The organism is Arthrobacter sp. FW306-07-I, from assembly GCF_021800405.1.
GTDB lineage: Bacteria > Actinomycetota > Actinomycetes > Actinomycetales > Micrococcaceae > Arthrobacter.
Window position 1 is genome coordinate 1,122,418 of record NZ_CP084550.1, and the last position, 25,211, is coordinate 1,147,628.

Annotated in this window: 13 protein-coding genes and 2 pseudogenes; 2 read left to right on the forward strand and 13 right to left on the reverse strand. The window is 60.9% G+C overall.

Annotation, left to right across the window (positions count from 1 at the left end; all coding sequences use genetic code 11):
- Positions 1–54: 54 nt before the first annotated feature.
- The 7 genes from istB to LFT46_RS05305 form a co-directional block, all read right to left on the reverse strand.
- Positions 55–843, reverse strand: a complete 789-nt coding sequence (gene istB / locus LFT46_RS05275) for an IS21-like element helper ATPase IstB (protein ID WP_236821486.1) — start codon at positions 841–843, stop codon at positions 55–57.
- Complete coding sequence (istA, locus tag LFT46_RS05280) at positions 840–2,393, reverse strand: IS21 family transposase (protein ID WP_236821487.1); 1,554 nt, start codon at positions 2,391–2,393, stop codon at positions 840–842. Before istA (LFT46_RS05280) ends, istB begins: the two co-directional genes overlap by 4 nt.
- A gap of 270 nt (positions 2,394–2,663) precedes the next feature.
- Positions 2,664–4,736 (reverse strand): DEAD/DEAH box helicase, encoded by a 2,073-nt coding sequence (locus tag LFT46_RS05285; RefSeq protein WP_236821488.1) that lies wholly within the window; start codon positions 4,734–4,736, stop codon positions 2,664–2,666.
- A 2-nt stretch (positions 4,737–4,738) separates the two neighbouring features.
- Complete coding sequence (brxD, locus tag LFT46_RS05290) at positions 4,739–6,076, reverse strand: BREX system ATP-binding protein BrxD (RefSeq protein ID WP_236821489.1); 1,338 nt, start codon at positions 6,074–6,076, stop codon at positions 4,739–4,741.
- Complete coding sequence (pglZ, locus tag LFT46_RS21325; RefSeq protein WP_442863674.1) at positions 6,073–8,586, reverse strand: BREX-2 system phosphatase PglZ; 2,514 nt, start codon at positions 8,584–8,586, stop codon at positions 6,073–6,075. Before pglZ ends, brxD begins: the two co-directional genes overlap by 4 nt.
- A complete protein-coding gene (locus LFT46_RS05300; RefSeq protein WP_236819733.1) occupies positions 8,490–9,482 on the reverse strand; it encodes an IS481 family transposase in 993 nt (330 codons plus the stop codon). The genes pglZ and LFT46_RS05300 overlap by 97 nt, the downstream gene beginning before the upstream one ends.
- Before the next feature lie 397 nt (positions 9,483–9,879).
- Entirely contained in the window at positions 9,880–11,763 is a 1,884-nt protein-coding gene (locus LFT46_RS05305) for a hypothetical protein (RefSeq protein ID WP_236821491.1), read from the reverse strand.
- Positions 11,764–11,899: 136 nt separating this feature from the next.
- Here LFT46_RS05305 and LFT46_RS05310 point away from each other — a divergent pair.
- Positions 11,900–12,661, forward strand: a pseudogene (locus tag LFT46_RS05310) (IS481 family transposase); the annotation flags it as partial.
- A 118-nt stretch (positions 12,662–12,779) separates the two neighbouring features.
- On the opposite strand, the gene LFT46_RS05315 reads toward LFT46_RS05310, so the two are convergent.
- Positions 12,780–13,547 carry an ATP-binding protein gene (locus LFT46_RS05315; RefSeq protein WP_236821492.1) on the reverse strand — a complete coding sequence of 256 codons (768 nt, stop codon included), beginning with the start codon at positions 13,545–13,547 and terminating at the stop codon, positions 12,780–12,782.
- Entirely contained in the window at positions 13,547–15,160 is a 1,614-nt protein-coding gene (istA, locus tag LFT46_RS05320) for an IS21 family transposase (protein WP_236821493.1), read from the reverse strand. Before istA (LFT46_RS05320) ends, LFT46_RS05315 begins: the two co-directional genes overlap by 1 nt.
- Positions 15,161–15,291: 131 nt before the next feature.
- Here istA (LFT46_RS05320) and LFT46_RS05325 point away from each other — a divergent pair.
- A pseudogene (locus LFT46_RS05325) lies at positions 15,292–15,513 on the forward strand (integrase core domain-containing protein); the annotation flags it as partial.
- Here the strand turns inward: LFT46_RS05325 and LFT46_RS05330 are convergent.
- The 4 genes from LFT46_RS05330 to pglW are packed head-to-tail and all read right to left on the reverse strand — an operon-like array spanning position 15,496 to position 25,112.
- Positions 15,496–17,361, reverse strand: coding sequence for a hypothetical protein (locus LFT46_RS05330; protein WP_236821494.1), 1,866 nt, complete (start codon positions 17,359–17,361; stop codon positions 15,496–15,498). The pseudogene LFT46_RS05325 and the gene LFT46_RS05330 overlap by 18 nt on opposite strands.
- A complete protein-coding gene (pglX, locus tag LFT46_RS21135) occupies positions 17,358–18,803 on the reverse strand; it encodes a BREX-2 system adenine-specific DNA-methyltransferase PglX (RefSeq protein WP_336885561.1) in 1,446 nt (481 codons plus the stop codon). Before pglX (LFT46_RS21135) ends, LFT46_RS05330 begins: the two co-directional genes overlap by 4 nt.
- The gene (pglX, locus tag LFT46_RS21140; protein ID WP_272910824.1) at positions 18,757–20,955 is read right to left on the reverse strand and encodes a BREX-2 system adenine-specific DNA-methyltransferase PglX; all 2,199 of its coding nucleotides are present in this window, start codon (positions 20,953–20,955) and stop codon (positions 18,757–18,759) included. Before pglX (LFT46_RS21140) ends, pglX (LFT46_RS21135) begins: the two co-directional genes overlap by 47 nt.
- Positions 20,952–25,112, reverse strand: coding sequence for a BREX system serine/threonine kinase PglW (pglW, locus tag LFT46_RS05340; RefSeq protein WP_236821495.1), 4,161 nt, complete (start codon positions 25,110–25,112; stop codon positions 20,952–20,954). The genes pglX (LFT46_RS21140) and pglW overlap by 4 nt, the downstream gene beginning before the upstream one ends.
- Between the last annotated feature and the right edge of the window lie 99 nt (positions 25,113–25,211).

Sequence of the window (25,211 nt, forward strand, 5' to 3'; positions counted from 1 at the left end):
GCCAATAGATCTGCCCACTGATTGGTTCGGCGGGATTGGCCATCGTTGGGTTGGTCAGTTCAGTCGGGTGACTCCTTTTCCGGCGAGGGCTTGGGTGAGGCGGATGGAATCGCCGCTGGTTTGGCAGACGTGGGCGTGGTGAAGCAGCCGGTCAACGGTGGCGGTGGCGAGGGTTTTGGGCATGAGCTCGTCGAACCCGGCGGGGTGGAGGTTGGAGCTGATCGCGACGGACCGTTTTTCGTAGGCGGCGTCCACGACCCGGTAGAGGCCTTCGGCGGCGTCGGTGGCCACGGGCAGCAGGCCAATGTCGTCGATGACCACGAGTTCGGCGCGGAGGATCCGGGCGACGGCCCGGGTGACACTGTCATCGGTGCGGTGGGCGCGGATAAGGACACCGAGGTCCTCGAGCCTGAACCACGCGACCCGCATCCCGGCTTCGACGGCCTGCTGACCGAGGGCTTCGAGGAAGAACGTCTTCCCCGTCCCCGAGGGCCCGCAGACGACCAGGTTTTCCCGCCGGCTGATCCATTCCAAGGTCCGGAGGGCTTGCTGGGTCGGGGCGGGGATGGAGGACGCTGCCTGGTCCCACGCCTCGAAGGTTTTTCCGGTCGGGAACCCAGCTGCTTTGCGGCGGGAAGCGAGCATGGACCGGGCCCGGCCAGCGGCTTCCTCGGTGAAGAGGGCTCTGATGACCTCGGCCGGTTCCCAGCGCTGGGCGCGGGCGGTCGCGATCAGGTCCGGTGCCAGCGCCCGGGCGTGGGGCATTTTCAGGGACCGCATCAACGCTTCCAGGTCTGCCGGTAGCGGAGGGGCGGCGGTGTTGGGCGTGGTGACGGGGTTCATCGGGCCTCCTCCGGGGTGATCTTGGTCGTGGTGTTGGTTGCGGTGTTCAGAGCGGGGTTACCGATCGCGGCCCACGCACCTGTTCCCTGGGTCAGCGAGCTCGCTTCGTTGGCCGCGTGAGTGGTGGTGCGGCGGATGTTGGCGTTCAGGATCGAGGCGAGGTCCTGGTGTGCGAACCGGCCATGCAGGGCGGCGTCGCCAAGGGCGCGGTCGACCTGGTTGGTGCCGGCGATTTTGGCCAGCGTGACGGCTTCGGCCATTTTCACGTTCATCCGTGCCGTTCCGGCCGCGGCGGCCTCGATCAGCCAGGTCCTGGCGCCTTCGCCGATGGCCAGGAACGCGGCCTCGTCCGCGCTGCGGGCCCTGACCTCGTAATCGCCGGGGACCTTTGTCCGGGTTCCGGGGAAGTGTCCGTCGTTGATGGCGGGGCTACCGGGCCGGGCCCGGTCGTGGCGGGCGACTTCGACCGGACCACCGGCGCCGTGGTGGACGATGATGACCTGCTCGCCGGGCCCGGTCCCGTGGGTTCGGACGAACACCCGGGCCCCGAGCAGGTGGGCCGGGACGGAGTACTGGGCGTTTTCGAAGGTGACCATCGGGGTGTTCTCCGGAACCATGCGGGCCAGACCGAACGCGACCGTATGAGCAGTATCCGGGATCCGGTGCAACCGCGGGGCTTCCTCGGCGAGCATGGCCGCGGGTTTCCGCCGCGTCGTCCGGTGCTCACGGTGATTGACCTCGTCCATGAACGCCTGGCAAGCGGCCTCGAGTTCGGCGAAGGAAGAATACTCTTCGCGGAGGTTGGTGTCTTTGGGCACAAGATCAGCCTTGGCGAGCTTCACGGACGCTTCCACTCCGCCTTTGGTTGCCGGGTCCGCGGGCTGGCAGGTCAGCACGGTCACCCCGTAGTGCCGGGCGAAGTCCAGGGTCTGATGGTTCCGCACCGGGACCCCGGCAACATGGGCGGTGGTCACGGTCTTCTCGTTGTCCGTGAGTACATACGTTGGTGCTCCGCCGAAGATCCGGAAGCACCGGTCCAGCGCCGCGAAGACGCTCGGCGCCGTCCGGTCTTTGAGCGGGATCACGACGCGGAAGCGGGAGAACGCCAGCCACGCCACGAACAGGATGGTCTTCACCCCGCCGATCCGGGGCCCGTCGCCGAAGTCGTACTGCAGCCACATGCCCGGTTCGGTGATCCAGGGCCGGTGGACGCGGGTGTGACCCAGCCGCCATGCCGCCTTGACCTGAGCGATCGCCCGTCGGGTGGAGCGTTCCGAACCCGTATAGCCCAGCGCGAGGAGCTTTGCGTGGGCCTTATCGGCCCGGATCCGGCCCTTGGAGGCCTCCACCCATTCTTCGATCTTGGGCAGGTACGGGTCGGTGACCCGGCCCCGGGCCGTTGGTTCCCCGATTGGCCGGCCGGCGTCCCGGGCGGCGACGTGTTTGGCAACGGTGTGGTGCGAGCAGCCCGTGAGTTCCGCGGTCGCGCGCAACGATCCGGTCAAATCGTAGGCAGCAAGAATTTCCATGATTTCTCCGTCAGACTTCATACAGGGCCTCTTCCTGGTTCGCTTGGTGCGCTTAGACACCGTCATCAAACCCCAGGGAGAGGCTCCCGCCGCTTAAGGCGCGGTCGGTTCAGTAAGGAAGTGGGCAGATCTCATGGCCACCATCGGGCAGTATTACTGGCCGTCAGTGGGCACTTTCGTGGCCGCCTATGGGCAGTTTTTCATGGCCCCTAACACACCCCCATACTCGAGGTCTGAATGCGCGCGCTGTGACAGCTGCAGCTATGCACATGGCGGACGTGCCAGGGCCGATTAACGGACAACGACAAGCGCTTCGCATATACGCTTGGCACCCGGTAGGTCAGCCAAGCGGGCAGCGAGAGTGCGGGTCGCTAACGCCGTCGGTAGGGCAGCAGAGAATTTCAAATCTTGAATCATCTGCAGAGGGACGAAGGGCAATGCGACTTCTACTCGGTGCGCAGCGGCGCGAATATCCGCGATAGTGACCTGCGCAGGCAAGCGGATCATTGCGTTGTCTGCACGAGCATCGTCCATTCCCATAGCAGCAAGCAGAGTGAGGTTCGCTTTCAACCCAGCCCAGGTCCAGAACACTTGGCCAGCCTCGGAACGGTGGAGGACAAGTCCCGACTGCTCTACGGTCTCCGACTGGCTGGCACGGAGCTGGGGCAAATGTTCTTGTGCGCGCTTGGATATCTGGACGTCCGGAGTTGCACCGAGGAGGATCTCACGCATGGCTCGCATAATCGCGTAGGATTCAGCAACGCTGCCGCTCTGCCACCGCGAAGATCCCTTTTCTGCCATTTCGCTCGCGCGAACAACATGCCGGTCCCAGTCCACCGCCTCCACGAGCCAAGAACGGCCAGAAAGCAGCAGCTTACGGGCGGCACCGGTTGGACCACTCCCGACCAAACTTATCGGCGCCACAGAGCCAATTTCTCGCTGACCAGCGATCACGGTCAATTCGGGCGCGGCGGTAAAGGCACTCAACAAGTCCATGAAGTAGCGACGGCCAAACTTCTTTTCAGCCCGGGGTCCGATGAAAAGTAGACCACTGTCCTCTGCTAGGAACTCTTCGTCCCGGAGGAAGTCCAGAATCTCGCCCACATTGTCCATAACGGAGAGATCGCCCCACCAGTGTGGCAACGATTCTGGCGAGAATTGCCCCTCCTGCAGAGCCAAGGCCAATATCTGTTGGGCACATATATGGTTGGGCGCCGTAGGCGGTTCAACAGCCTCGACGAAACCGCGTTTCCAGAGCAACAAGACAGCGGCGGCCCGAAGTAACGTTTCGTAGTTGGTGGTGAGGAAGAGCGCATTACGCCGCGATCCAGGTCGCCGCCCAGTACGTCCCAATCGCTGTAGGAATGAAGAGACAGACCAGGTTGAGTCGATTTGAATTACCCGATCCAGATCGCCGACGTCGATGCCGAGCTCAAGGGTGGACGTAGCAACGATTACGCAGTCACGGCTCTCTGCAAATGCTTGTTCGCTTAGCCTTCGTTCGTCAGCAGACAGAGATGCGTGCGAGACGAATGCGGTCACTCCACGCTGGCGTAATGCGTAGGCGAGTTCTTCGCAGTCTGATCGCGACACGCAGAATGCAAGCCTCTTTTCTCCGCGATGCAGCTTGGAAAGGACTTGGGCTGCGTTGTCGATTGATCCGACGTAGTCGAGCACAACTTCCACGTCAGTAGCCTGGGCGGCTTCCTCCGAGACCACTACCGACGGCTTTCCGTTGAGCAGGGCCGACCCCTGCAACCAATCGAGTATCTGCTGCGGATTGCCTACGGTCGCGGACAACCCGATGCGCTGAATAGGTCTACCCGCAATTCGTTGCACTCGTTCCAGGACAGATAAAAGATGCCAGCCGCGGTCATCACCAGCGAAAGCGTGGACTTCGTCAACAACTATTGCCCTAACGTTGGCGAAGAAGGCGTCGTGGTCCACGCGCCGAGAAACCAGCATCGATTCAAGGGATTCCGGCGTCGTCAGGAGAATTTCTGGAGGATCACTAAGGATGCGCTTGCGCTCCGACGGCCCGACATCGCCGTGCCAGAGTTCGGCCCGCCGGCCGACCCACGAAGCATATGAGTTAATGCGGGGCTGCAGATTATTCAGAAGAGCTCGGAGAGGTGTGACATACAGGACGGACAAGCCATACCATCCACCTTCGACCAGCTCGGAGAGTATCGGGAAGACTGCCGCCTCTGTCTTGCCACCAGCAGTGGGAGCCAGCAAAAGACAGTCCGAACCTGAACGAATAGGCAGGACGGCGGCCCGCTGGAGCGGGCGCAAAGTAGACCATCCCAGCGAATTCACGATGTGGTATTCGACGGCCTCGTTCAACCCTGGCTGGGCGCTCAAACTCAAATCTCGAGATCAACGTCGTCGACGGATCGGCCGCGTCTGTCGCCCAACCTCGAAGCAGCTAGTTCGGACTCGGTGAGCTCCCCATCCTCGACGGTGAGTGCGTAATCCTTGCGTGGATCGAAATCTGGAAACTGATCCACGCGGTCCAGAACATCGCCCACGAGTTTCTTGACAAATAATCTTGGGGCGACGCCGGTACGGCCTCCCAACTCCCCAGAGATGGCACGAGCTAGTACCCCAACATACGAGTCATCCACGATGGACACAATCCGATTCGACGTGTCACTGCCAGAAGCGTAGATGTCCCGCACCCTACAGCCCAACTCCATCAGAGATTCGTGGCTAAACCCTGCAAGTCTGATTTGGGCTGCGCGGGGGTTGTCGAACCGGCTGTCTGTGCTGAAGTCAACGGCTAAACGCTGGGCTAGTGGTTGAAGCCGCTGCATCCCTTGAGAACCGTCATAGAAGGCCGGTGTTCCAGTAATCAAAATGTAAAGGCCAGGGAAGCGCCCGGCATCCACCTCGTCAACCAACTGGCGGAGTGCATTCAACGACTTCTCTCGAACGTCAGAGCGGACGCGCTGGAGTGTTTCCACTTCATCCAGAACGATGACAAGTCCCTTGTACTCGCTGTCCCGGAGGATCGTGAGTAGCCCCTGCAGCGAGCCAAGAGCGCCGAAATGGTCGAGCTCGCCCCTAATACCTGCCGTTCGTCGGATCGAGGCCGCCACATGAGGCTGCCCTCCCAGCCACGCAAGAAGTCCCTCCGCCTGACTGATGTGAGCATCTCGAAGGGCCTCACGGTAGCCGCGAAGCACCGCCGAGAAGGCAGGCGCTGTACGTGTTACGGCCTCTAACCTGCGTTCCATAAGAGCCACGACAGCAGTGTCAAATGCTTCAGGATGCTCACGGGACGCGGAACCGGCAGCAATTACGTCCTGTTCTAGGGCAAAGAACCAGCCGTCAACTATCTCTCGTAGCGCGCTCGGCGCGAACTCGGAAGTCGCAAGATTCTCAGTTACGCGACGATATACGGTTTCCAGCCGGTGTAGGGGTGTTTCCGTTTCTGAAACTTGTATCTCGGCAGTAGCGAATCCACGCTTCTTGGCTGCCTCGACGAGCCAGCGGGCGAAGAAGGTCTTACCCGATCCGTATTCGCCGCGGACCGCTTTGAAAACTGCACCACCCATCGCAACAGATTCGAGCTCCTGGGAAATGGCCGGATCGAACTTGTCGAGCCCAACTGCCAGAACATCAAGGCCTTGCTGCGGTACCGTTCCCCTACGCAGGGCGTCGATAACTTCACGGCGTCTGCGCGGGCTAATTTCTATCATCGGACCGCTCCGAGACTGAACTGTTCAGTCATCAGGCCAATATCTAGGACGACTGTTACACCATCGCTGTCCTGAGTCAGGACTTGGTAGCCCTCTACGTTCAGAAGGCGTCTCAGCGCCGCCAATTCACTGGTCAGTTCCGCCACAGACACACCACCCGCCCTTGCAAGAGAGTCCCTGTGGATCCGCCCCCCGTGTTGCGCAAGCACAGTCAGAAGTTCGTCTACGCGGGAATCCGAGAGGGCTCGCCGTCCTGCCCGGGTTCGTTGATCCTGATACATGCTGCTCTGCATCAGTTCCGGAATCCATGAGACTGCAACAGCAGCCGCCGGTTCCGTAACTGGTTCCGGACCGAACTGGAAGAGAGGCTGTTCGCGGCGTGGTTCTGTTGACTTCGCCTTCCTTGTGGCTCTCGGCCGGGTCTGAACATTATCTGCGGGGTGGATGCGTACCGGATCGTTCCACCAGCCGGGCGTTTGGGGCGGTGCAACTCGCCACCCCTTGGGCGCCGGCGCCCCAGCCCTGTTGAGAACGACGACCGGCACTATCATTTCCGCCAACGTGCAGCCCCCGTGGTACCCAGCTTGCTTCTGCGAATATCTGAGGTTCTCAACCACTGGCACTACTGCAGAGCCGCCTGGCGCCAGGACCCGTCTTCCTGACAGTTCCACTTCGTCAGATGCCGCAGGGCCCGAGCTAGTCGGGCGCCACCGGGCGGCGGCCCCCGCCACCGGCCGGTGTTCAGATCCACGTTCGACGACATGCCCGTGATCGGACGTCAAAATGATCGTCCGGCCTGCCAATGCGGCGGCTTGGAGAAGGTCCGCCAGATGCTGAATGTTATTCAGCGTCCATGTCGTTCCACCTGGATCGTGTTTGGCAAGGGCGTCGTCTATCGTGTTGAGAACGACGCCGATGAGCGGCTTTCGCGGGTCGTTGAGGCCCGCAACTAGGTCTCCGGGCAAACGGGCACCGGCCGGGGCGCGAAGATCGTCTTTATGAAACAAGGGCGCTCCGAAAGAGCGCTTCTCGTCGGCTTGCTGGCCTGCAGCGAGACGACCAGCAAATAAAGACGTTCTGGAAAAGGTCGTTAGGGATGGAATTGCAGAGAGAACACCACGACGGGAGCGACCTAATCCCTCGAGATCTTCTACAAGTTCCTGCCATCCGCTATTTACTACATCTTCGACAATTGAGTTTGCCGTAGCTGCACTCATGCCATCTAGGACTATCAGCAGACAACCAGTCACACCGGTAAGGGGCTTCACAACGTGAGGCAGGATGTCCTCCGTTCCAGACACAGTGTCGACAGGCGGACCTGCGAGCTCTTCCGAGATTTTTTTGGCAAACTGCCGATCACGCAGACTCCGTCGCACCTGAACCAAATTCAGGACACGGGCATAGGCGGCAGCATTCGACTCGAAGTTGGATCCAGTCCAGACGGTGGCCGCCGCACGGTCCACCCAGCTGCCGTCAGCCATGTGGAGGGAAACGCAATCGCTCAACGACTGTGGAGCTGATTCCTCCGAAGCTAGCCAACGGACAAGCCTGACCACCATGCGGGCTGCCTCGGCTTCCCCCGACGGACCTGCTGCAAGCTGGTGATCCAAGAGATCATTAAGCACGCCTTCGATCCGCGGCAAATCCACGGAGGCTAGATTCGCAATCATGAGGGCCTCGGCCAACTGCACGGCACGTGCAGCAAATCCTGCCGGCAAGAGGTCGGACCTGGACGCGCCTTCAGTCCACCCGATGTCTGCGAGCCACGTTTCAGCTTGTTGCATCACAGCGGGGACCAAAGAGTCACCTGCGAGGCTCATTCGCAGCAACGCTTGCCTGGAAGCAGACGCAAGTGCACGTGCTTCCCTAGGACTAATCGGCGCGCTGCCAAAATAGCGTTCGGCTCGGGTCCTCGCGGCTATTTGTTCGGTGGCTGGGCTTCTCGCATCGGAGGAATCCGGCCACAACACGTCTAGCGCGACTCCAAAGGCCAGGACCGAAATCTTGCTCGCAGATGAGGCTGCCAGGGCGAGCCTAGCGGCCTCGCCGAAGCTTCGGCCCACCCACGTAGTAAGCGCGGTTCGAAGCTCCGGGCTAACCACGGCCCATCGGGTTCGGATTTCTGGAACATCCAATGCCACCAGAAGGTGTGTTTCGTCGATCGAATCGTTGACACTCATACCCAGCACAGACGTAAGCAGGCCGCTCATCGCCAGATCCGCAGTAACAATGCCAGAGGGTGCCTTTGGCCAACCTCCTGGTGGACGGTGTGCGATAAGGCTCTGCGGGAGCCAATTGCCGTAGTCCCGTAGCTGTGGATCATAGCTCACAGCACTAAAGAGCTCAGGAATAGTCGACCACTCGTCCAAGAAGTTGACCCGCTGTCCACGGGACGGAATGGTGACAGCATCGCCTAGCTGTACTGCCCAGGCAGGTTGGTTAAGCGGCTGATGGGCGGGTGGCCTCCGATTGCGGTGTGGGGCCTGTGGTGATTGTAGTGGTGCAGCCATGCCGGGAGGGCGTTTCTGCGGGCTGATTCCGTAGCGTAGAAGCGTTTGAATGCCCACCCGTCGGCAAGGGTTCGGTGGAAACGTTCAATCTTGCCGTTGGTCTGCGGCCGGTAGGGTCGGGTCTTCTTTGCCCTGATGTCCAGCTCCCGGCAGGCGTCGCGCCAGAGATGTGATTTGTAGGCCGCCCCGTTGTCAGAGAGAACCCGTTCCACGGTGACGCCGCGGGCAGCGAACCAGGACACAGCCCTTTGCAGGACTGCTACTGCGGTGGCTGCCGTTTCATCGCCGTGGATCTCGGCGTAGGCGACCCTGGAATGGTCGTCGATGACCGTGTGCACGTAGGCGGTCCCGATCAGCGGGTTGCGGTGTTTGCTGCGGGGCTTTGAGGGAGTCGCAGCACGGTTCTGTTTGCCTTGCTGCCGGCCGACGTAGCGCCAGCCGCCGCCGTCGGGGATGTTGCCGAGCTTCTTCACATCGACGTGGATCATCGCTCCGGGAGTCTCGTGTTCGTAGCGGCGGATGACTTCTCCGGTGCGCTTGTCCACGTGATGAAGGCGGTTCAGCCGGCACCGGACCAGGACCGCGTGCACGGTCGAGGCCGGCATGGCCAGCTTCGCCCCGATCGCGACCGGTCCCAGCCGTTGCTTCCAGCGCAGGTGCACGACTTTGCGCACCAGCTGCTGCGGCGTCCGGTTGGCCACCCGGTACGGGCGGGAGGACCTCTCAGCCATACCGGCCTCACCCATCGCGGCGTAACGGGCCGCCCACCGTTTCGCGGTCGGCCAGGAGCAGTTGAACTGCTCGGCAGCCCGGGATACTGGCCAGCCGTGGTCCACGATCAGACGCGCGACGCGCAAACGTTGGCGCGGAGTCAAAGCGGCATTAGCGTGGGACATGAGGACCTCCTGGTCGCTGCAGCGGTTGTCTAAGCAACTCCACTGTGCAACCGGAGGTCCTCACCTTTGGGTCAACGACTCCAGCGAGTCATCACATTCACCCAACCAACGTCCCTGGGTAGTACACCTAGCTCCTCCTCCGGGACGTCAGTCAAGATGATCAGGAGATCACCAGCAGGAAGGTCCGTGACAGCCTCCAGAGCGGCAAGCTGCGACACTGCCGTTCTGACCCATACCGTTATACCTTGGGCAGCATACGATGACGGACCGTTCCAGATGGGCCGGGCGGCTAAGAGCATAATTCGGCCGGCTTCGGGGGACTGCGCTATCCGATGCGCGTACTCCTCGATGATCTGCGGTGACGCTACCCTAAGCGTTGACCCAACTTCCGAAACGGTCACTCGATCCACCACTTCACATGGACTGTCTTTCCAGGATTATCAACCATCGCGCGTTTGAGCTGCATTTCGAATTGGCTCAGGTCCACTTCCGGCCCGTTCAGTATGAGGTCGACGGCGTTAAGCCTGTCGAGTGTCCCCGCTTGCTTGGGCTCGTCTGAAGGCTCCACTGAACTTGGGAGGTCCCGTGCTTTCGTCGGAACGTCCGGGGGAGTGGTTTCCTTCCCCCTAGTCGGGGTCTCGACCTCCTCAGGCGGAGTTGTCGGAGGTAGTGAAGGCTGGCGCATGAGGATGCTGAGGGCGGCCTCTTTGGCAGCAGCGATTGCGGGAGCGAGCGGTGAATGGAACTCGTCAGCGATCGCAGCTGTCTGCAGTGAGTCCAGCACCTGGATCCATTCGGGCTCTGATCGTGCTGTGAGCTGGTTCAGGACCTTCCACTCCGCGTTGCGGAGTGTGGAAACAACGGCTGGTGCACTGGCGATAGACTTGCCTAACGCCTGAGGTTCGGCTGGAATGTCGGCAATGGCGAGGGCCCTTAGCAGCGATGTGTCGTTCACTTCGCTAGCCAACGCAGCTGTCAAACTTGAAGCCTCTGTTGCTGTTTTGAGTCGGTTGCCGTTGGCGGTCGATTCATGCATCTCGCTGTTAAGCCCTAGAACCACAGCGTGCCGTTGAAGTTCTTGGACAAGCTGGTGAGCGGACGTCTGGGCCACTGATGCGGCCTGCCGAACCAGCCGTGCCAGTCTGCTGACTCCTTGGGCGCTCAGACGGGGTTCTGCTGGAATACCAAACACCGTCGCTGCGCGGTGGTTTGCAATCGTCCAATCATCCGCGGAAGGAAGCTCTGGTGTTCTGAGCGACATGTCGGATGTGATGCCACCAACCGTTGGAGTTGCTGAAAGGGGCGCTTGAGCGCGGAACCATTGCCGGTCTTCGAGCAGGGTCCAAGCGAGGATTAGTAGATCACCCACTTCGGTGGATACCCCGTAGTCCTCCAGATGCGCCCGAAGGGTGGATATCTTGAGGTCGAGTGCTTCGGCGGCAGCCCACTTGGTGAAATTTTCCATCCACCCAAAGTTGGACGAATTAAGGGAAAATACGGTCTCTCGTGGCTCACCCAGCTGGAGGGGGATAGCAATGCGGCGAAGTGTCGCTGCCTTGGACCTTTCTATTCCGTCCAGCCGGCCGCCCTTGGATACACATTCTTCAACCAGAGAGGCAATGGCGGAGAGCTCAGCCTTTCTAATTTCCGTTTCGCTGGGCTCAAACAGCGGGTGTTTGGGATAGAGGTAAGTCAGCGCTGTCGCCAAGGCAGAGTTGAGACCGGCCCTCAAATCAGCTGCCACCGGTGGTCGAAGCTCAAGGCCGGGCAGGAGACTTGTGAGGACTGAATCGCCGGCGATGACCGCGTCCACATCGTCGGCAGTGGCGGTATCAATTCCGTAAGCCTGAAGAAGCGCGCTCTTGAGGCGCTCCCTGATGTTGGAGCGCTGGCTTTCAAGCTGGCGTTTTGCAATCGGCCGGTCAGAGACGGGCAGGTTGCTCGCGTTCGCCTCGAATTGCTCTCCAGATCCTTTGAGGAGGTGCTCGAGAAGGACCAGCCGGCCGACGTCGTTGAGACGGGCCGCGGAGAGGAAATGCGGAACCCAGGCGATGGTTCGTGATTCAAGGCCGGCATCCCGCAATTGTGCAAGGCGGTTCAGGTCTTCCTGCGCACTGTGGTTACCGGAGTCAAAGGGGACGTCGATGACGACCTTCCATCGGTCGCCCTCAGCGCGGAGAGCATCGTCCGGGAGAGACGATGCATCACGGATGTTCCCGAAAATAACATCAACAACCCGTTTGGTTCCTCGCCACACGTGAGTGAACTCGCGCGTCGACATCAACCCCACCGCCGCTGGGAGGCCTAGGTGTATTGACCACGGAGGTTAGGAACATGCGGCGTGGTTAGGTGACAAAAAGAAGACCTCCAAGTGGAGTGGGGCTTGTCTAAGAGTCCGATCCACAAGGAGGTCTTCAATGTCCCATGCTAACGCGCTTCTGACGCCGAAGGGACGGCTCCGGCTGGCCCGGTGCATCGTCGATGACGGGTGGCCGCTGCGCCGTGCTGCTGAGCGGTTCCAGGTGTCGGTGACGACCGCAGCGCGGTGGGCGGCCCGTTACCGGGAGCACGGGGAGCACGGGACGGGTGATCGTTCCAGCCGGCCCATCAACTCCCCGCGTCGGACCTCCACGCGGCGGGAGCGGCGGATCGTCGCGATCAGAGTCAACCGGCGCTGGGGCCCGGCACGGATCGGCTATCTGCTGGGCATTCACCCCTCCACGGTGCACCGGGTGCTGTCCCGGTTTGGGCTGGCGAGGCTGGCGTGGATGGACCGGGCCACGGGCCGGGTGATTCGCCGGTACGAGCACCACAGCCCCGGGGACCTGGTCCACGTCGACATCAAGAAACTTGGACGGATCCCTGACGGCGGCGGACACCGCAGTGTCGGCAGGGCCGCCGGAAACCGGAACAAGACCGGTACCGCGGCGAACCGGAGACCGGGTCACGCCTTCTTGCACAACGCCGTCGATGATCACTCCAGGCTCGCCTACACGGAGATCCTGACCGATGAGAAAAAGGACACTGCGGCCGGATTCTGGGAACGCGCCAATGCCTACTTCGAGTCCCACGGGATCACTGTCAAACGGGTCCTGACCGATAACGGATCCTGCTACCGCTCCTACGCATTCAAAGACGCTCTGGGCCCGGACATCAAGCACAAACGCACCCGCCCCTACAGTGGCAGATAGCTTTTGTTGGAACTGCTGGTCTGGGTAGTTGGTACTGGGGTTCCGGGAAATTGGTACCGGCCCTTCGCTTGTCCGCTCGGGGCCGGCACCATGTCCTGGTTGGGGTCTATTCCCAGTGGCCCGGTTGCGCTCGGGCCGTATCGTCGCGGAGTCGTCGCATGTCCACGTCGCCGAGGTTGAGTTGGCGTGCATTGTTTGCCAGCCGGTTCACGATCGAGTCCGCGGCCACCCGGTCCGGCAGGGCCTCGACCCAGTAGGCCGGGCCGGATTGGGAAGCGATGAGCGTGGGCAGGCGGTGTTCCCGGTTGGCCAGGACCGCGAAGAGGTCGTTGGCCGCTTCGGGGTCGATGCCCACGGTAAGGAAGTCATCGATGACCAGCAGGTCCACGTCCGAGAGCTCGTTGAGCAGCTTTTGGTGGCCGATGCCGTCACCGCGGGCGATGACCAGCCGGCGGGCGAGGTCGTCCATCCGGGTGTAGGCGACGGTGTGTCCGCTTTGGCAGGCGGCGATCCCGATCGCGCAGGCCAGGTAGGTCTTGCCTCCACCGGTTGGTGAGATGACCAGGAGGTTCGTGGGGTCCTGGCGCCATTGGTGGGCGGCGTAGCGCTTCATCCGCACCGGGGTGATCCCGCGTCCTTCCTGGTAGTTGATCTCGGCGACCGATGCTTGCGGGATCGGGAACCTGGCGGCCCGGATGAGCTTGTCGATCCTGTGGGCCCGGCGCTGGTGGAGGGCGTCGTCCACTGCGGTGAGGAAGATCTGCTCGGGAGTGAGCTCGTCATTGGCCTCGTCGGTGATTAGTTCCTCGAACCGCAAGGCCAGGTGCGCGATGCGCAGGGTCCGGAATTTCTCGTGGTCCTCGCTGGTGAACATCAGCCCTGGCCTCCCTGTCCGTCGCGCCGGTAGTGCTCGGCCGAGCGCACGTGCACCGCCGCCTGGATGCCTGCGCCGGGGTCGGCACCGCCGGCGGGTTTGCGGGTGGCCGCCGCCGGTGTGATTGTTTTGGGTTTTTTAGTGTCGGAGTCGATGGTGGCCATGATCCGTTTGATCGTGCTGTAAGTTCCTGGGCCCTGACCGGTGTCGAGCAGGACCTGGCAGGCGGCCTCCAGGCGGGCCTTGTTCCGCTTGCCCAGGGACTCCAGGATGTTCTGGCAGTCCAGGTACCCTTGGGCCTCCACGGTGTGCCGGTCGATGATCCCGGCGATGACCGCCTCGGTGGCTGGCCCGAAGCCCCGGGCGCGGTCCGTGAACCACCGCTTGGACCACAGCCCGTCGATACCCCGGTGCCGGGTAGGGGCATGCGCGACATCGGTCGAATACTGGCCCTTCCGGCCCAGCCGCCGGACATGCTCGCAGATGACCTGGTCCCCGTCGAAGACGGTCACTGTCGTGGAGGTGACCCGGACCCGCAGCAGCTGCCCGGCGTAGGTGTAGGGCACCGAGTAATGCTGGGAATCGCAGCTGACGTGGTAATTCCGTCCGACCTTGAGCTGCTTCCATTCCACCGAGTCGAACCCGTCGGCCGGCAGCGCCTGGAGCAGGCCGGACTCATCGGCGGTGAACCGTTCCCACCGGGTGCTGCCATCGGCCCGGGGAATCCGCTCGTTGATCTCCACCAGCCGGGCCCCGATCGCCTCGTTCAGGGCCTGCACCGTGGTGAAGACCTCCTCGGCCAGATAGCCGATCACCCGCTTGTTCACCACGTTCACCGCCGACTCGGCCGCAGCCTTATCGCGGGGCCGTTTCGCCCTGGCCGGCACGATCCCCGTCGAATAATGCTCGGCCAGCTGCTGATACCGGGCGTTGAGCACCCGGGCCGACTCGCCCCGCTTCGGCCGGTGAGTCGAGGTCGCCGGATTGTCCGGGACCACCAGCTGCGGGACCCCGCCATAGAACGAGAAAGCCGCCACATGGGCGGCAATCCAGGACGCCGATGTCATGTCCGTATACCCATGGCAGAACACCGCCCCGGAATACGGCAGCACAGCCACGAACAGATAGACCCCGGTCACCTCCCCGGTGACCGCATCCACAACCCCCAGGGTGTCCCCGGCCCAGTCCACCAGCATCGCCCGGCCCGGCTCGTGGTGCAGCGTCGCCACGACATCGGTCACGCGGGCATGCTCGGCGAACAGGGCGCAAAACTGCGAATACCCGTACTTCTTCCCGCCGTTCGCGGCACTCGAGACCAAGTACCTGCTCCAGGCCTGCTGGAGAGTGAAGTGCCGGTTCTCCCGCATCGAAGCCAGCACCCGATCAAAATCCGGGCGTTCGTATAACTCCGTGACCCTCTTACGACCATCCGGAAACAACCGGGCGATCTCCTGCGGGGACATCGCCCCGATCTGCCCTGCGGTAAAACCGTAAGCCGCAATCGTCTTCTTCGCCGCGGCCACGTCACGGCGGGAACACCCCGCCACCGCGACGATCTCGTCATAGCTCCGACCAGCAACAGCCAAGGTCATAATGGCCTTGAAATCGGCCATGCTGCCTCCTCACATAGGAAAAGGCGGCGCCCAGTGCACCGCCTCACCCACAGCGCAGCACCCACAAACCACGACAGTACCAACTCACCGGAACAGCAATACCAACAACCCGGAACACGAGTACCAACTCACGCTATCTGCCATACAGGCCTCAGACAAACGGCAAAGTCGAGCGCTACAACCGCACCATGCTCGACGAATGGGCCTACGCCCGTCCCTACGCCTCCGAGGCCGAGCGTGTTGCCGCTTTCGCCGACTGGCTCCATCATTACAATCATCATCGAGGCCACACCTCACTCAACGGTCAGCCACCGGCCAGCCGCGTCACCAACCTCTCAGGTCAATACACCTAGGAATTCACTGACCAGGTTGCGTAGAACCGACTGCCGCGCGCCTTCGGTGTCCTCGTTCTGGACTCTCTCTACGATGGAGTCATAATCGACCCCCGAGAGGCTTACGCTCAAAATCGGGTCCGAGGAGGAACCGGAGATGCTGATTTCGCCGAACTCCCCGGACCAGTCCCGGACCTTTTCCAGCACGGCAAATGCTTCCTGGCCGGGGATAAAGCTCTTGATAGTGCCGTAGTTCAGTGCTGCCAGTTTTGCCGCCGTGAGGTTCTGCAAGGACGGGGTACCCGGGACGATCTCGGCCACCAGGAGTGTTTTGGCCAGCCGGTCTTCGGCAACGAATGCGTGAGTTCGAGGCAGCGCCGCGGCATCAGCTTCGCTAATCCCGTGCTTCGACAGCAGGTAGGGTCGCAGCTTGTTGAGGTAGAAGTCGGCAGCGATTCGAAAGAGCTTCTCGATATCCGAGCTGAGAGGCTTTTTGTCGCTCAACACGACAGCCTCGAACAGGTCGCCGACGGGGATAACATCTGTTACCAGCAGCTGTTCGCGTCCTGAGCTGAGCAGCTCACCCATCACCTTCAGAGCCGTCCGCTCGCGTTGAAGGAGCGAGGACAATGCGACTAGGGCGTCTATGAGCGCCGGGGAAAACGGGTAAACCAGTTCGAAGTCCACGGCACTTGAGCCAGCCTCATCGGAGAGCAGGTGGCGCATGGCTCCGGGGTTGGCTTTGACACTGGCCGTAGCTTGGGCGAGGGCACGGGACCCTTCAGCGGAAGTGGGCTGGAGGAGTCTTTGATTGACGATGCGGGGGAGGTCTGCGGCCTTTAGTGTTATAGCCTCAAATCGGTCTTCCCACCACGAAAAGCTTTGACCAATGGCTTCACGTTCGGCGCCAATGGCGGTACTTCCGAGGAAGTCTTTCAGGTCTCGCTGCCTCGCCACAAAGGAGATCAGTGGAATGCTGAGGGAGCCGGTGCCTGTCTCGACGAGTTTGGCCACTTTGGACGTTTCCGACTGGATAAAGTCGTTGTTGCCCAGGTGTTGGGCAAGCCACAAGACGAGTTCATCCAGGAACAGAACGACGCCGTCGTAACCGAGGCCATGTGCATGGTCAGTCATCGCTCGGAGCCCACTGGATATATCGAGCCATTGGCCGGTGTTCTCGTAGCTTCGGTAAAGCGTTGCGGTTAGTGCCCGGGCCAGTTGGTCTCGTTCCGAGCTGCCGACTGGCTCCAGCAGAGCTGCGTCGAATCTGTCACCATTCCAGCTGGTTGTCAGCTCACCCCACCCGCTACTTTGCGAATCCCCGTTAAGGATGCGGAAGAAGGCCTCATCTTGGAGTTCCTTCCGCATGTTTGCAGCATCTCTAAACAGCTCGTCACTGCGGTGCAGAACGGCCGTGGGTGAATTGGGGTACAGCTTTCGCGTCTGGTCCAGGTAGCCCCGGAACAGGGCGCTTTCGAAACTTTCCGCGCCGAGCAAGTGGTAGTCGACCGCCAGGAGTTTTTTCGACAAGAGTCCCTCGTGCGCGGCAACGCTCGACTGGAGATTTGTCAGCTGCCGGGCGTGGAGGTTTCCTGCAAGCAAGAGGTGCAGGACGGCCATGAAGTGGCTCTTACCGGCACCGAATGAACCGTGGACAAAGGCACCGTTACTGCGCCCGTTCTCCAGAGATCGCTCGACAAGTCCCAGGGCCTCATCAAAAGACTTGGCCAGCGAATCAGTGACGACATATTCACCCAGGGTTTTCTCAGCGGCTTCCACCCCACTGTGAAGTTGAAGAACGAAGTCCGCTGCGTCCACGTGCTCCGGAATATCAATGACGTCTTTCAGGAGGCCGAAATTCGCGTTCATACAAGGGTCTCCGTATCCTCGACGCTGGCGTTATTACGACGGCGACCTCGCACGGTGGATGCAGCGGGCCGCCAATTGGTTAGATCAGCTCGAGTCAGCGCCAACCGTGAAAGATAGCTGTCCAACATCCCTGTGATAGCTGCGGCAGGGCTTGAGCCCATCGCCGGGTCGACGTCTGAATGCCACTGGATTACCCATGGTTCGAGCTCGTGGAGCCCTGCCAGCATCGGTTTCAGCTGTTCAGGCGTTGCGCCTTCGGCGTCAAGCTCGACAGTAGCCCGCGCCAATGCCAAGGCAGCAGTCGCGTGATCCCAGCCCGCCCAACCGAAAACGGGGGTGGTGTCGCCACTGCGCAGGAGTCCAGGGAAGGAGATGAACCGTTCCTTAGGGACATCCAACTTGCCCCGTGCTTGCCAATAGCTTGTCTTCTGGAAATCGACAGGTTTGTATTTGGGCGGGACTGGGACGTCGACTTTTTCGCCGGAGTCTTCGCGCCGTTGCAGATCCCAAACAGCCTGCCAGCCGCGGTACTTGGTGAGGCCTGATTCCTTGTACCGGTGCTGTGCGAGGTACGGCACCGCCTCCTCCGATAGAAGAGACGTCAACGCCGGCACCAGCTCAACATGCGTTGATCCGGCCAGCACTTGAAGAGCCTCGACCAAGACCGCATCGTGGCGTGCAGCATCGGCCAGTTGGGCCACGGACTTACAGGATGCGCCTTGTGGGTCCGACCAGAGCGAGGCATCTTCCAGCCGGTCCAGGACGAGCTCGCGCAGCGCGCGTTGCTGCTGAAGGTCCCATGGTTCGGTCGCCCATCGGCGCTTGAACTCCGGTCGTTCGAGCAGCTGGATGTGAGGATTGTCTTCGATTGCCTGGAGACGACGTTGCACCAAGTCTTTGTAGTCGTCCGGCCAGCTCGAAGGGATTGAGGTCTGAGGAACGGTTTTATGACGTTCAAACCAAGCAGATTTCGCAAGGCCGAGTTCGATCTGCCGGGCCAAATGGATCTCGAAGGCACGCTCACCAAGGTTCAACACACCTAAGTCCTCGGAAGAACCATAGGTATAGGTTTGGTCCAGCAGTCCATAGGCCGCGTAACTTGCCCAGTCGAGTTCTTCCTGCTCAAAAATCATGTGTTCCCAAGTGGCTGTCCACTTCGCATGTGCAACCTTCAACGAGGCCGCCAGCGATTCGGAGGGCTCAGTGGCCGCGAAGACGTGGACGGACCGACTTGGGGACACCTCGCTCAAGGTTGTTGCCAAGGAGTCGAGCAGTGCGCCACGGTCAGCAGGCAGTTCAGCCGGAAGCGGGAACTCTTGCAGTTTGGTTGAGGTGAATTCGTAGCGGTCGTCCCAAGATTCAGCGCTTACGCGAGCGCCATCACCGCCGACCGGATCACCCCCCCTTCGGATAGCTGACCTGCTTAAGCCAGAAGCACGCAGTTGACGAGTTCAGAATGGCCATTAGGCCCAGATGCTGTTCTTCTGTCGCGTCGGCAGGCAATTTGATCACGGGTGCAGACTGCTTGAAGACCTTTCCACCACGGTCCAGCACAAAGTGATTGTGCGTCGCGACGAAAGCGAAGGCTATTGACATCGGGACTTTGACTTTGGATTTTGCGAGCATCCCATACTCAAACCACTCCATACCCCGCTCTTGGCGGGTCTTTCCAAACATTAAATAGCCGGAAACCGTTCGTCGAGTCCGCCACATCCAAGGAGATTTGTGAGCGTGGGGAGAGATTGCCAGTGTCGAAGTGTAGGGCCAGAAGCGTGGCTTTGAACGAAGGCCAAAGTCTCGGAGCATGTCGCCTTCAACAACCTCCTTCGTTGCCTCTCTGGTCCAAGTGGGCACTTCAAACGCATCTTCCTCGCCGAGCACAGCCACGATGCCAATTTCTGTCACAGTAGATCCGAGCGTGGACTTTGAATTTGTCTCGATATATTCCTTGAGTTGCCCTGCGCCACCTCCCGACAGCGACCAAGGGTGAGTAGCAAACTCCTCTCGTGCAGGTGTCACCACAGTTACATACCTGCCATTGAAGGATTCGTCATTGACGTGGTTATGAATCTCGTTCCAGACCAAGCCTTGGTTAGGATTCTTTGGCTGGGCAGGCTCTCCACGGACGCCCAAGACTGCCCGAACAGTACTACCGACAGGCGCTCGCCTTCGTCCGATGAGAATCACAGTGGGGGTGCCATGACCCGGAATGTACGCGCCAGATGTGTCGATGATGTGTGTGAGATCTACTGGATTGGAGATCGTTTTGCCCGAAAGTAGATCCTGAATAAGCTTCTTGCCGAATTCCCGTTTCATGAAGGAATTCGACGTGATTTGTCCTACGTGCCCGGCAGCGGTGTCGGCGGATCCCCTGATCGCGAGGCGGAAAAAGAGCTCCATGAACGGGACGGAGAGGGCGTACTTGCCGGCACAGGTCTCGTAGGCCCGGCGGTACCACTCGTTGAGAGCCTTGTCCTTGACGGTGATGTAGGGCGGGTTTCCAACTACGACGTGGTAAGTACCAGGCTCCAGTATCCCCTTGTAGTCTCCTATGTCCTCAGAAGTGTAGGAGTAGGCATCTTCTCCGTCTTCAAAGAGGTCTCCCTGACGGCCTTGTTGGCCGATGAGTGAGTCGCCCACCGCCAAGTGGTAGGAGAACGCTGGTGCCGTGACCAGAGATGACTCCCCGCAGGCGCGAAGGGCGGCCACGGTGAGCCTGAATCTCGCGATGGCCACCGCAAACGGGTTCAAATCAACACCATGGATGGAGTCCAGAGCGTTCTGCACCCTCTGGCGTTTGGAAAGGCCTGGGCTCTCGGCCTCCCATTCGCGGTGAAGCCGTTCAAAGGCTCCAAGCAGGAAGTGGCCGCTTCCGCAGGTTGGGTCAATCATTTTCAATTCAGCGATGCCGAACTCGTGGATGGCTGGAGTGAGTGTCTGATCGAGGATGAATTCCTCGATGAAGTCGGGCGTCTGCAGGAGCGCGAAGGTCTTCTTGGCGTAGTCTGAAAGGTCTTGGTAAAGGTCTCCGAGGAACCGGGTCCCGTAGTCGGGGTCGGTGAAATCGTGGCGGAGTGCGCCGCCGTCGTCGGTCTGTCGCCAGAACTTGAGCAGAGCGCTGGCTGACTCGGCGCTGATGGGCGCCCGCCACACCAGATTGTGTTTTCGGTCGACAAGCGCCCGGCCCGCGGGCAGATCCGCGAGGGCGCCGAAAGCTGTCTTTAGCCAGTCGCGGGCATTGTCGGTGGGTAGTTTCGCGTAGTGGGCCATCTCGGCCTCAGAGGCCCGTTGGGTACGGTCGGCTGGCCCCGCGATCCAGAGATCATTTAGGAGGGCGTTGTCTTCACAAAAGCGGATGAAGACGGTGGCGACGATCCAGGCGACAGCGGCCTGGGAGATCTCTCCCTCGAGCCAGTCATCGAAGGTGCGTGCTGTGCGGTCGTGGTCGCGGGCATGCTGGTGCTCTTCGCGGAGCTCCTTTGCCCACCTTTCGGATTCTTCACCCGAAGGGCGCTTGGCTTCACTTCGTAGATCGGATTCTAGAAGCTTCAGCTGTTTCTTGAGATCTGCGAGAAGAAGCTTGGAATCGATCACAGGATGTCCTTTCCGGACGATATGGTGCTTTCACGTTTGCTGAGGGCCAAGGCGAGCCCGGGCGAAATATCAACGAATCCATCGGGACCCATGGGAGGGACGCGTCCGTCTGAGGACGGGGTATTTGCCGAACCACGTTTCGGGGCTACGACCCAGCGTGCCGCAGGCCTCGGGACGGACATATCAAAGAGTGTGGCCACTTCGCTGCCGAACCCAAACTTAAGGAGAGGACCGATATTGGTGAGCAGCAAGGGATTCTGATCCTCTACCACCTCCACCCACAAGGGTTGGACTGCCATCCGCACCAGCTGAGCCAGATTGGCGTGGTCTGACGGTGAAGCGGACTTGGCATCTGCCCGCAGAACCACGTCCCAATCAACATTTTTGGACTGTGCGGTGGCGCGGACTGCTTTGACCACTTCGGCTGAGACGTCCACTAGCTTCAGTCCGAAGACCTGGGTCAGTGCCTTCGAAGTCCTGATGAAGTCCTTGGGGCGAACAGCGAGTGTAACGGCCGATTTCCGGGTCAGCGACTGGGCTAGCTGCCGTTCGATCTCAAGTATCTGTGTGGAAGACAGCTTTGTATGCGTGGTCGACCCTGCGACGGAAGCGAATTCGGACCGCTCGACTCGGGTGTAGCTTCCGTCCCGCCACCTCATGCCGGGCATTGCTGCTTCGATGAGGCCGTCAAGCTCTGGCCGTGAAGGCAGTTCCCTCACCGTGGGAAAACGCGACGTCACCCGTTTCTGTGCGCTCGACTCGCTAAGCTCCCGCACCACGACGTCCCGGAGCGTAAACTCGAGGGCCTTCTCTGCCGGGAGTGTCTTAGCGTACAACTCACCGCGGCCCGATAGGGCCGCAGTGTGTGAGGCCGCAACGGCCAGACGCAGTATCCTGTCGTCGTGCAGGATCGCGGCTTTGTCCAGTTCCCGTAGGACCGGCCTTACCGTCGCCGCGGGCAGCAGCATGAATGATCCGTCCCTCGAGTCCACAAGGCTGTCGACCTTGGCGGCCAACTCTTGCGCCAGCACCAGCAACGATTCCGGATCACCGGGTTGGGCGTCGTCCTGGCCAATCTGTGCTGCTACGAGGATTCGTCCGGTGGAGCTGAGCCGTCGTTGAGCCAAACGCGCGTTTGATGAGCGTGCGTCTACTTCGACGACCGCTCTGACCAGTCCCTGAGCCAGTCTTAACCGGTCGTCTCCCGTGGAGGATGAGCCATGGGAGATCAGGAGCGCGGATGCAACCTCGGCCAGCTCTGCTACGCCTCCCTCGGCCGCTAGGATGCTCTGTACCTCGTCCTGGGCCTCAACTAGAACACGGCTTCGCTGCCATCGGACGGCCGCGGCGGTAACAATTTGCGAGACCCTGCCGCTGCTGACTCCGCTCAGCTCAGCCACCTGAGATGTTGTCGGCCAAGCTGCACTCGACGCGATGAGTTCTGCAGGGTCGCCCCCGGGCCGTGGGGTTCGAATGCCCAAAAGCAGGCGCAGAACGAAGACCTCTGTACCGTTCGCCTTGTTTGGTACAGGGACCAGACCCCCGAGCAGGGTGTCAATACTCTTGTCGAGGTTGCCGAGCGGGCGGGGAGCGGCAGTTGTGCCGCCAGTCAGCAGCCTGGACTTCCAGTCCCGAATGCGTCGTTGAATTTCCTTTCGTGTCTTCTCGCCCTGGCCGCGGATCGAATTGACCTGCATCGGTGAGGTGCCGAGCAACTCGCCCACGGTCGCGACGCCGAGTCTGTTGACGGCGGAAATAGCCCTCGCTGTTAGCCCCGCTTCAGCGAGCAGCGTGTCAAGGGTTGCGGCATCCGCCGCAGCATCGCGGAGGGCCTCGTCTGCGTCGTCTCCACCCGGTGCCTCGTCCAAGGAACGAAAGACAGCGGCCCAGCCAGCAGCCAGGGCGTGCACATCCGAGAAACGGGTGGACGCATCAGGGGACAATGCAACCCTGAAGAAGGTGATCAATGAATCGGCAATGGCCGATTCGAAAGACTGTGGCACCAGCACCACTTCGTCGGCAGGGCTGCTGGGCCCTGCATCGCCGTCCCGCCACCAAGGGAGCGAGCCGGTGGCCATCTCGAAGAGGGTGACGGCGACGGCGTAGAGCTCGGCAGCTTTATCGTATTGCCTGCGCCTCGGAGGGCCGAGGTACGGGTCCAGGTATCCACGCGTTCCGGATCCAATCATGGCGAGAGGTTCGCGTGCCAACGACAGGTCGAAGAGGACCAGCCGGGGTTTCCGTGTAGATGAGTCCCGAACGATTCCTAGGTTGGCCGGCTTGATGTCCCGGTGGTAAACGCCCACTGAATCCAAATAGGCCACGGCGGCGAATAGATCAGCTCCATAGCTTTCAAGCTGTTCGATCGTGGCTGGGCCCTCTGACTGAATTCGGAGGGCAAGAGTTTCGTCGCCGGCATCAGTCAACAGCAGAGCGGTTTGCCCGTCGACGTTAAGCGGTCCTTCGACAAGCCGTACAAGCCTCGTATGATCCAGCGCAGCGAGGATGTCAGCTTCGTCACGAAGACGGAGCGCTGCGGCGTCGTCTCTTGCAACCTTTAAGATGAGGCCTTCTCTGCCCGTCTCGTAATCGTCGACCTCAAAAACGGTTCCTGTGGATCCGCTCCCGCGACGTCCCTTGACCTCGAATCGGTCGCCAATCATCTGACCGGTGGATGCTTCTTGCGGAGTGCTGGCCTTTGGACGGTTGTTGGGATCAGGCCGGGTCAGCTTTTCAACTGCGGCATCCAGTTCTTTGAGGAAGGCATCAATGCTCGCCGTGCGATCGGCCTCCGACTGCCGAGTCGCGTTCAGAACCAGTTCAACGAAAGGCCCTTGTAGGTCACCGATGGCACCAAGATCTAGGCCGGAGTGGTTGGCGAAGATCTCCTGAAGTTCGGCCAAGGTGTTGGCGGGCGCCCGCCCGCTAAGGATGAAAAAGGATAGGGCGCCGAGACCGTAGACGTCCAGAGGTATCGGGGGCAGCTCGGAGCGGGCCGTCAGTGTCTCGGGGGCGAGATAAACCCAGTTTTCAGCACTGATGAGGTTTTGAGGCTCTGCGGCGCCGAAGGAAGTTCTCGACTGGGAGGGGCCGGCCGATGTTGAGCTGAGCGACTTCGTTCCTGTGAACCAGTCACGTATTGATACATGAAGACCAGACTTGGATTCGCGGACGAATACCTGCCGGGGCGTTAGAGCTCGATGAGCTAGCCGCCTCGAATGAGCGAACTGGAGGATTTCGCCGATTTCCCTGATGAGACTGATTTTTTCGTCGATTCCAAGGTCGGCCCAGCGTCGGTGGATGAACTCGCCCAAGGCGAGCTCCTCGTCGTCGTGATCAAAGACCAAGGCGGGACCGGAATCCGTAGCAAGGTAGTCCAGCGGCGTCGTTATGCCACTGTGGGATATCCCGTGCGTGAGTGCGTACTCGCGCTTCGCGGAGATCTCGATTTCCTTGCGGACCTCCGCCGATGCGCCCGGTGGAAGGTCGAACAATCGTATGCGGCGCACCGCCTTAATAGCCGGGTGCACGGCTCGCACGTCTTGCCAATCCGGGCCTTCGCCCAGGGGATCGGCCTTCTCCAGGGAGTACTGGCCAACGAAGCGGGATTTTGGGGTGGGCTTGAGCCCGGCCGCTTGGATGAGCGTCCGAATCTTGTTGGCGCGAGGGACGTCTACGAGGTCATGGTGGTTAGGCACCGGAGACCTAAGGAAATCACTGACGGAACGGTTTTTCAGTCCGGAGACTTTGTATCCATCGAGGGCCCAGACTCCAGTTGCGCCTAGTTCGTCCAGCTTGACGACTGAGTCCTGTCCGTGCAGGACGACCATGGGCCTGATGAAGGGGACGTTCTTGGCTGCTGCTGTATTGGGGGCCTTCAGTTTCAAGAGGCCCGCCAAACGCTTGGCTTTGCTGTCCGTCAATATGTACGGATTCGGGCGCACGCTGCTGCTGCCAGTCGGACTGGTCAGAGTCCAGCTCTGCTGGTCTCCAGTCAGCGTTCCGTGCCAGCCCTTGAGCTCGACGATGAAGAGGCCTTGCTGCGTCAGCAGCAGGACATCCACTTCATTGGTGCGGCCACTAGCGTCAATGAACGTCAGATTCGACCACGCGTAGGTGACTGAATCGTTGGGCAGGAGCGCCTTGAACTTTTCCAAGGCCTGACGCTCCGCAGGGGTCGCTGCATCGCCGAGTTCAAACCAATGGTTGGAATCCGGATCCAATATTTACCCCCTGGAGCACTACCAAGCCGACTG

What these genes read in the sequence shown, in the direction of transcription:
- istB (WP_236821486.1), bottom strand. Translation starts at nt 843, where the DNA reads ATGAACCCCGTCACCACGCCCAACACCGCCGCCCCTCCGCTACCGGCA.
- istA (WP_236821487.1), bottom strand. Translation starts at nt 2,393, where the DNA reads ATGAAGTCTGACGGAGAAATCATGGAAATTCTTGCTGCCTACGATTTG.
- brxD (WP_236821489.1), bottom strand. Translation starts at nt 6,076, where the DNA reads ATGATAGAAATTAGCCCGCGCAGACGCCGTGAAGTTATCGACGCCCTG.
- pglZ (WP_442863674.1), bottom strand. Translation starts at nt 8,586, where the DNA reads ATGGCTGCACCACTACAATCACCACAGGCCCCACACCGCAATCGGAGG.
- LFT46_RS05300 (WP_236819733.1), bottom strand. Translation starts at nt 9,482, where the DNA reads ATGTCCCACGCTAATGCCGCTTTGACTCCGCGCCAACGTTTGCGCGTC.
- LFT46_RS05305 (WP_236821491.1), bottom strand. Translation starts at nt 11,763, where the DNA reads ATGTCGACGCGCGAGTTCACTCACGTGTGGCGAGGAACCAAACGGGTT.
- LFT46_RS05315 (WP_236821492.1), bottom strand. Translation starts at nt 13,547, where the DNA reads ATGTTCACCAGCGAGGACCACGAGAAATTCCGGACCCTGCGCATCGCG.
- istA (WP_236821493.1), bottom strand. Translation starts at nt 15,160, where the DNA reads ATGGCCGATTTCAAGGCCATTATGACCTTGGCTGTTGCTGGTCGGAGC.
- LFT46_RS05330 (WP_236821494.1), bottom strand. Translation starts at nt 17,361, where the DNA reads ATGAACGCGAATTTCGGCCTCCTGAAAGACGTCATTGATATTCCGGAG.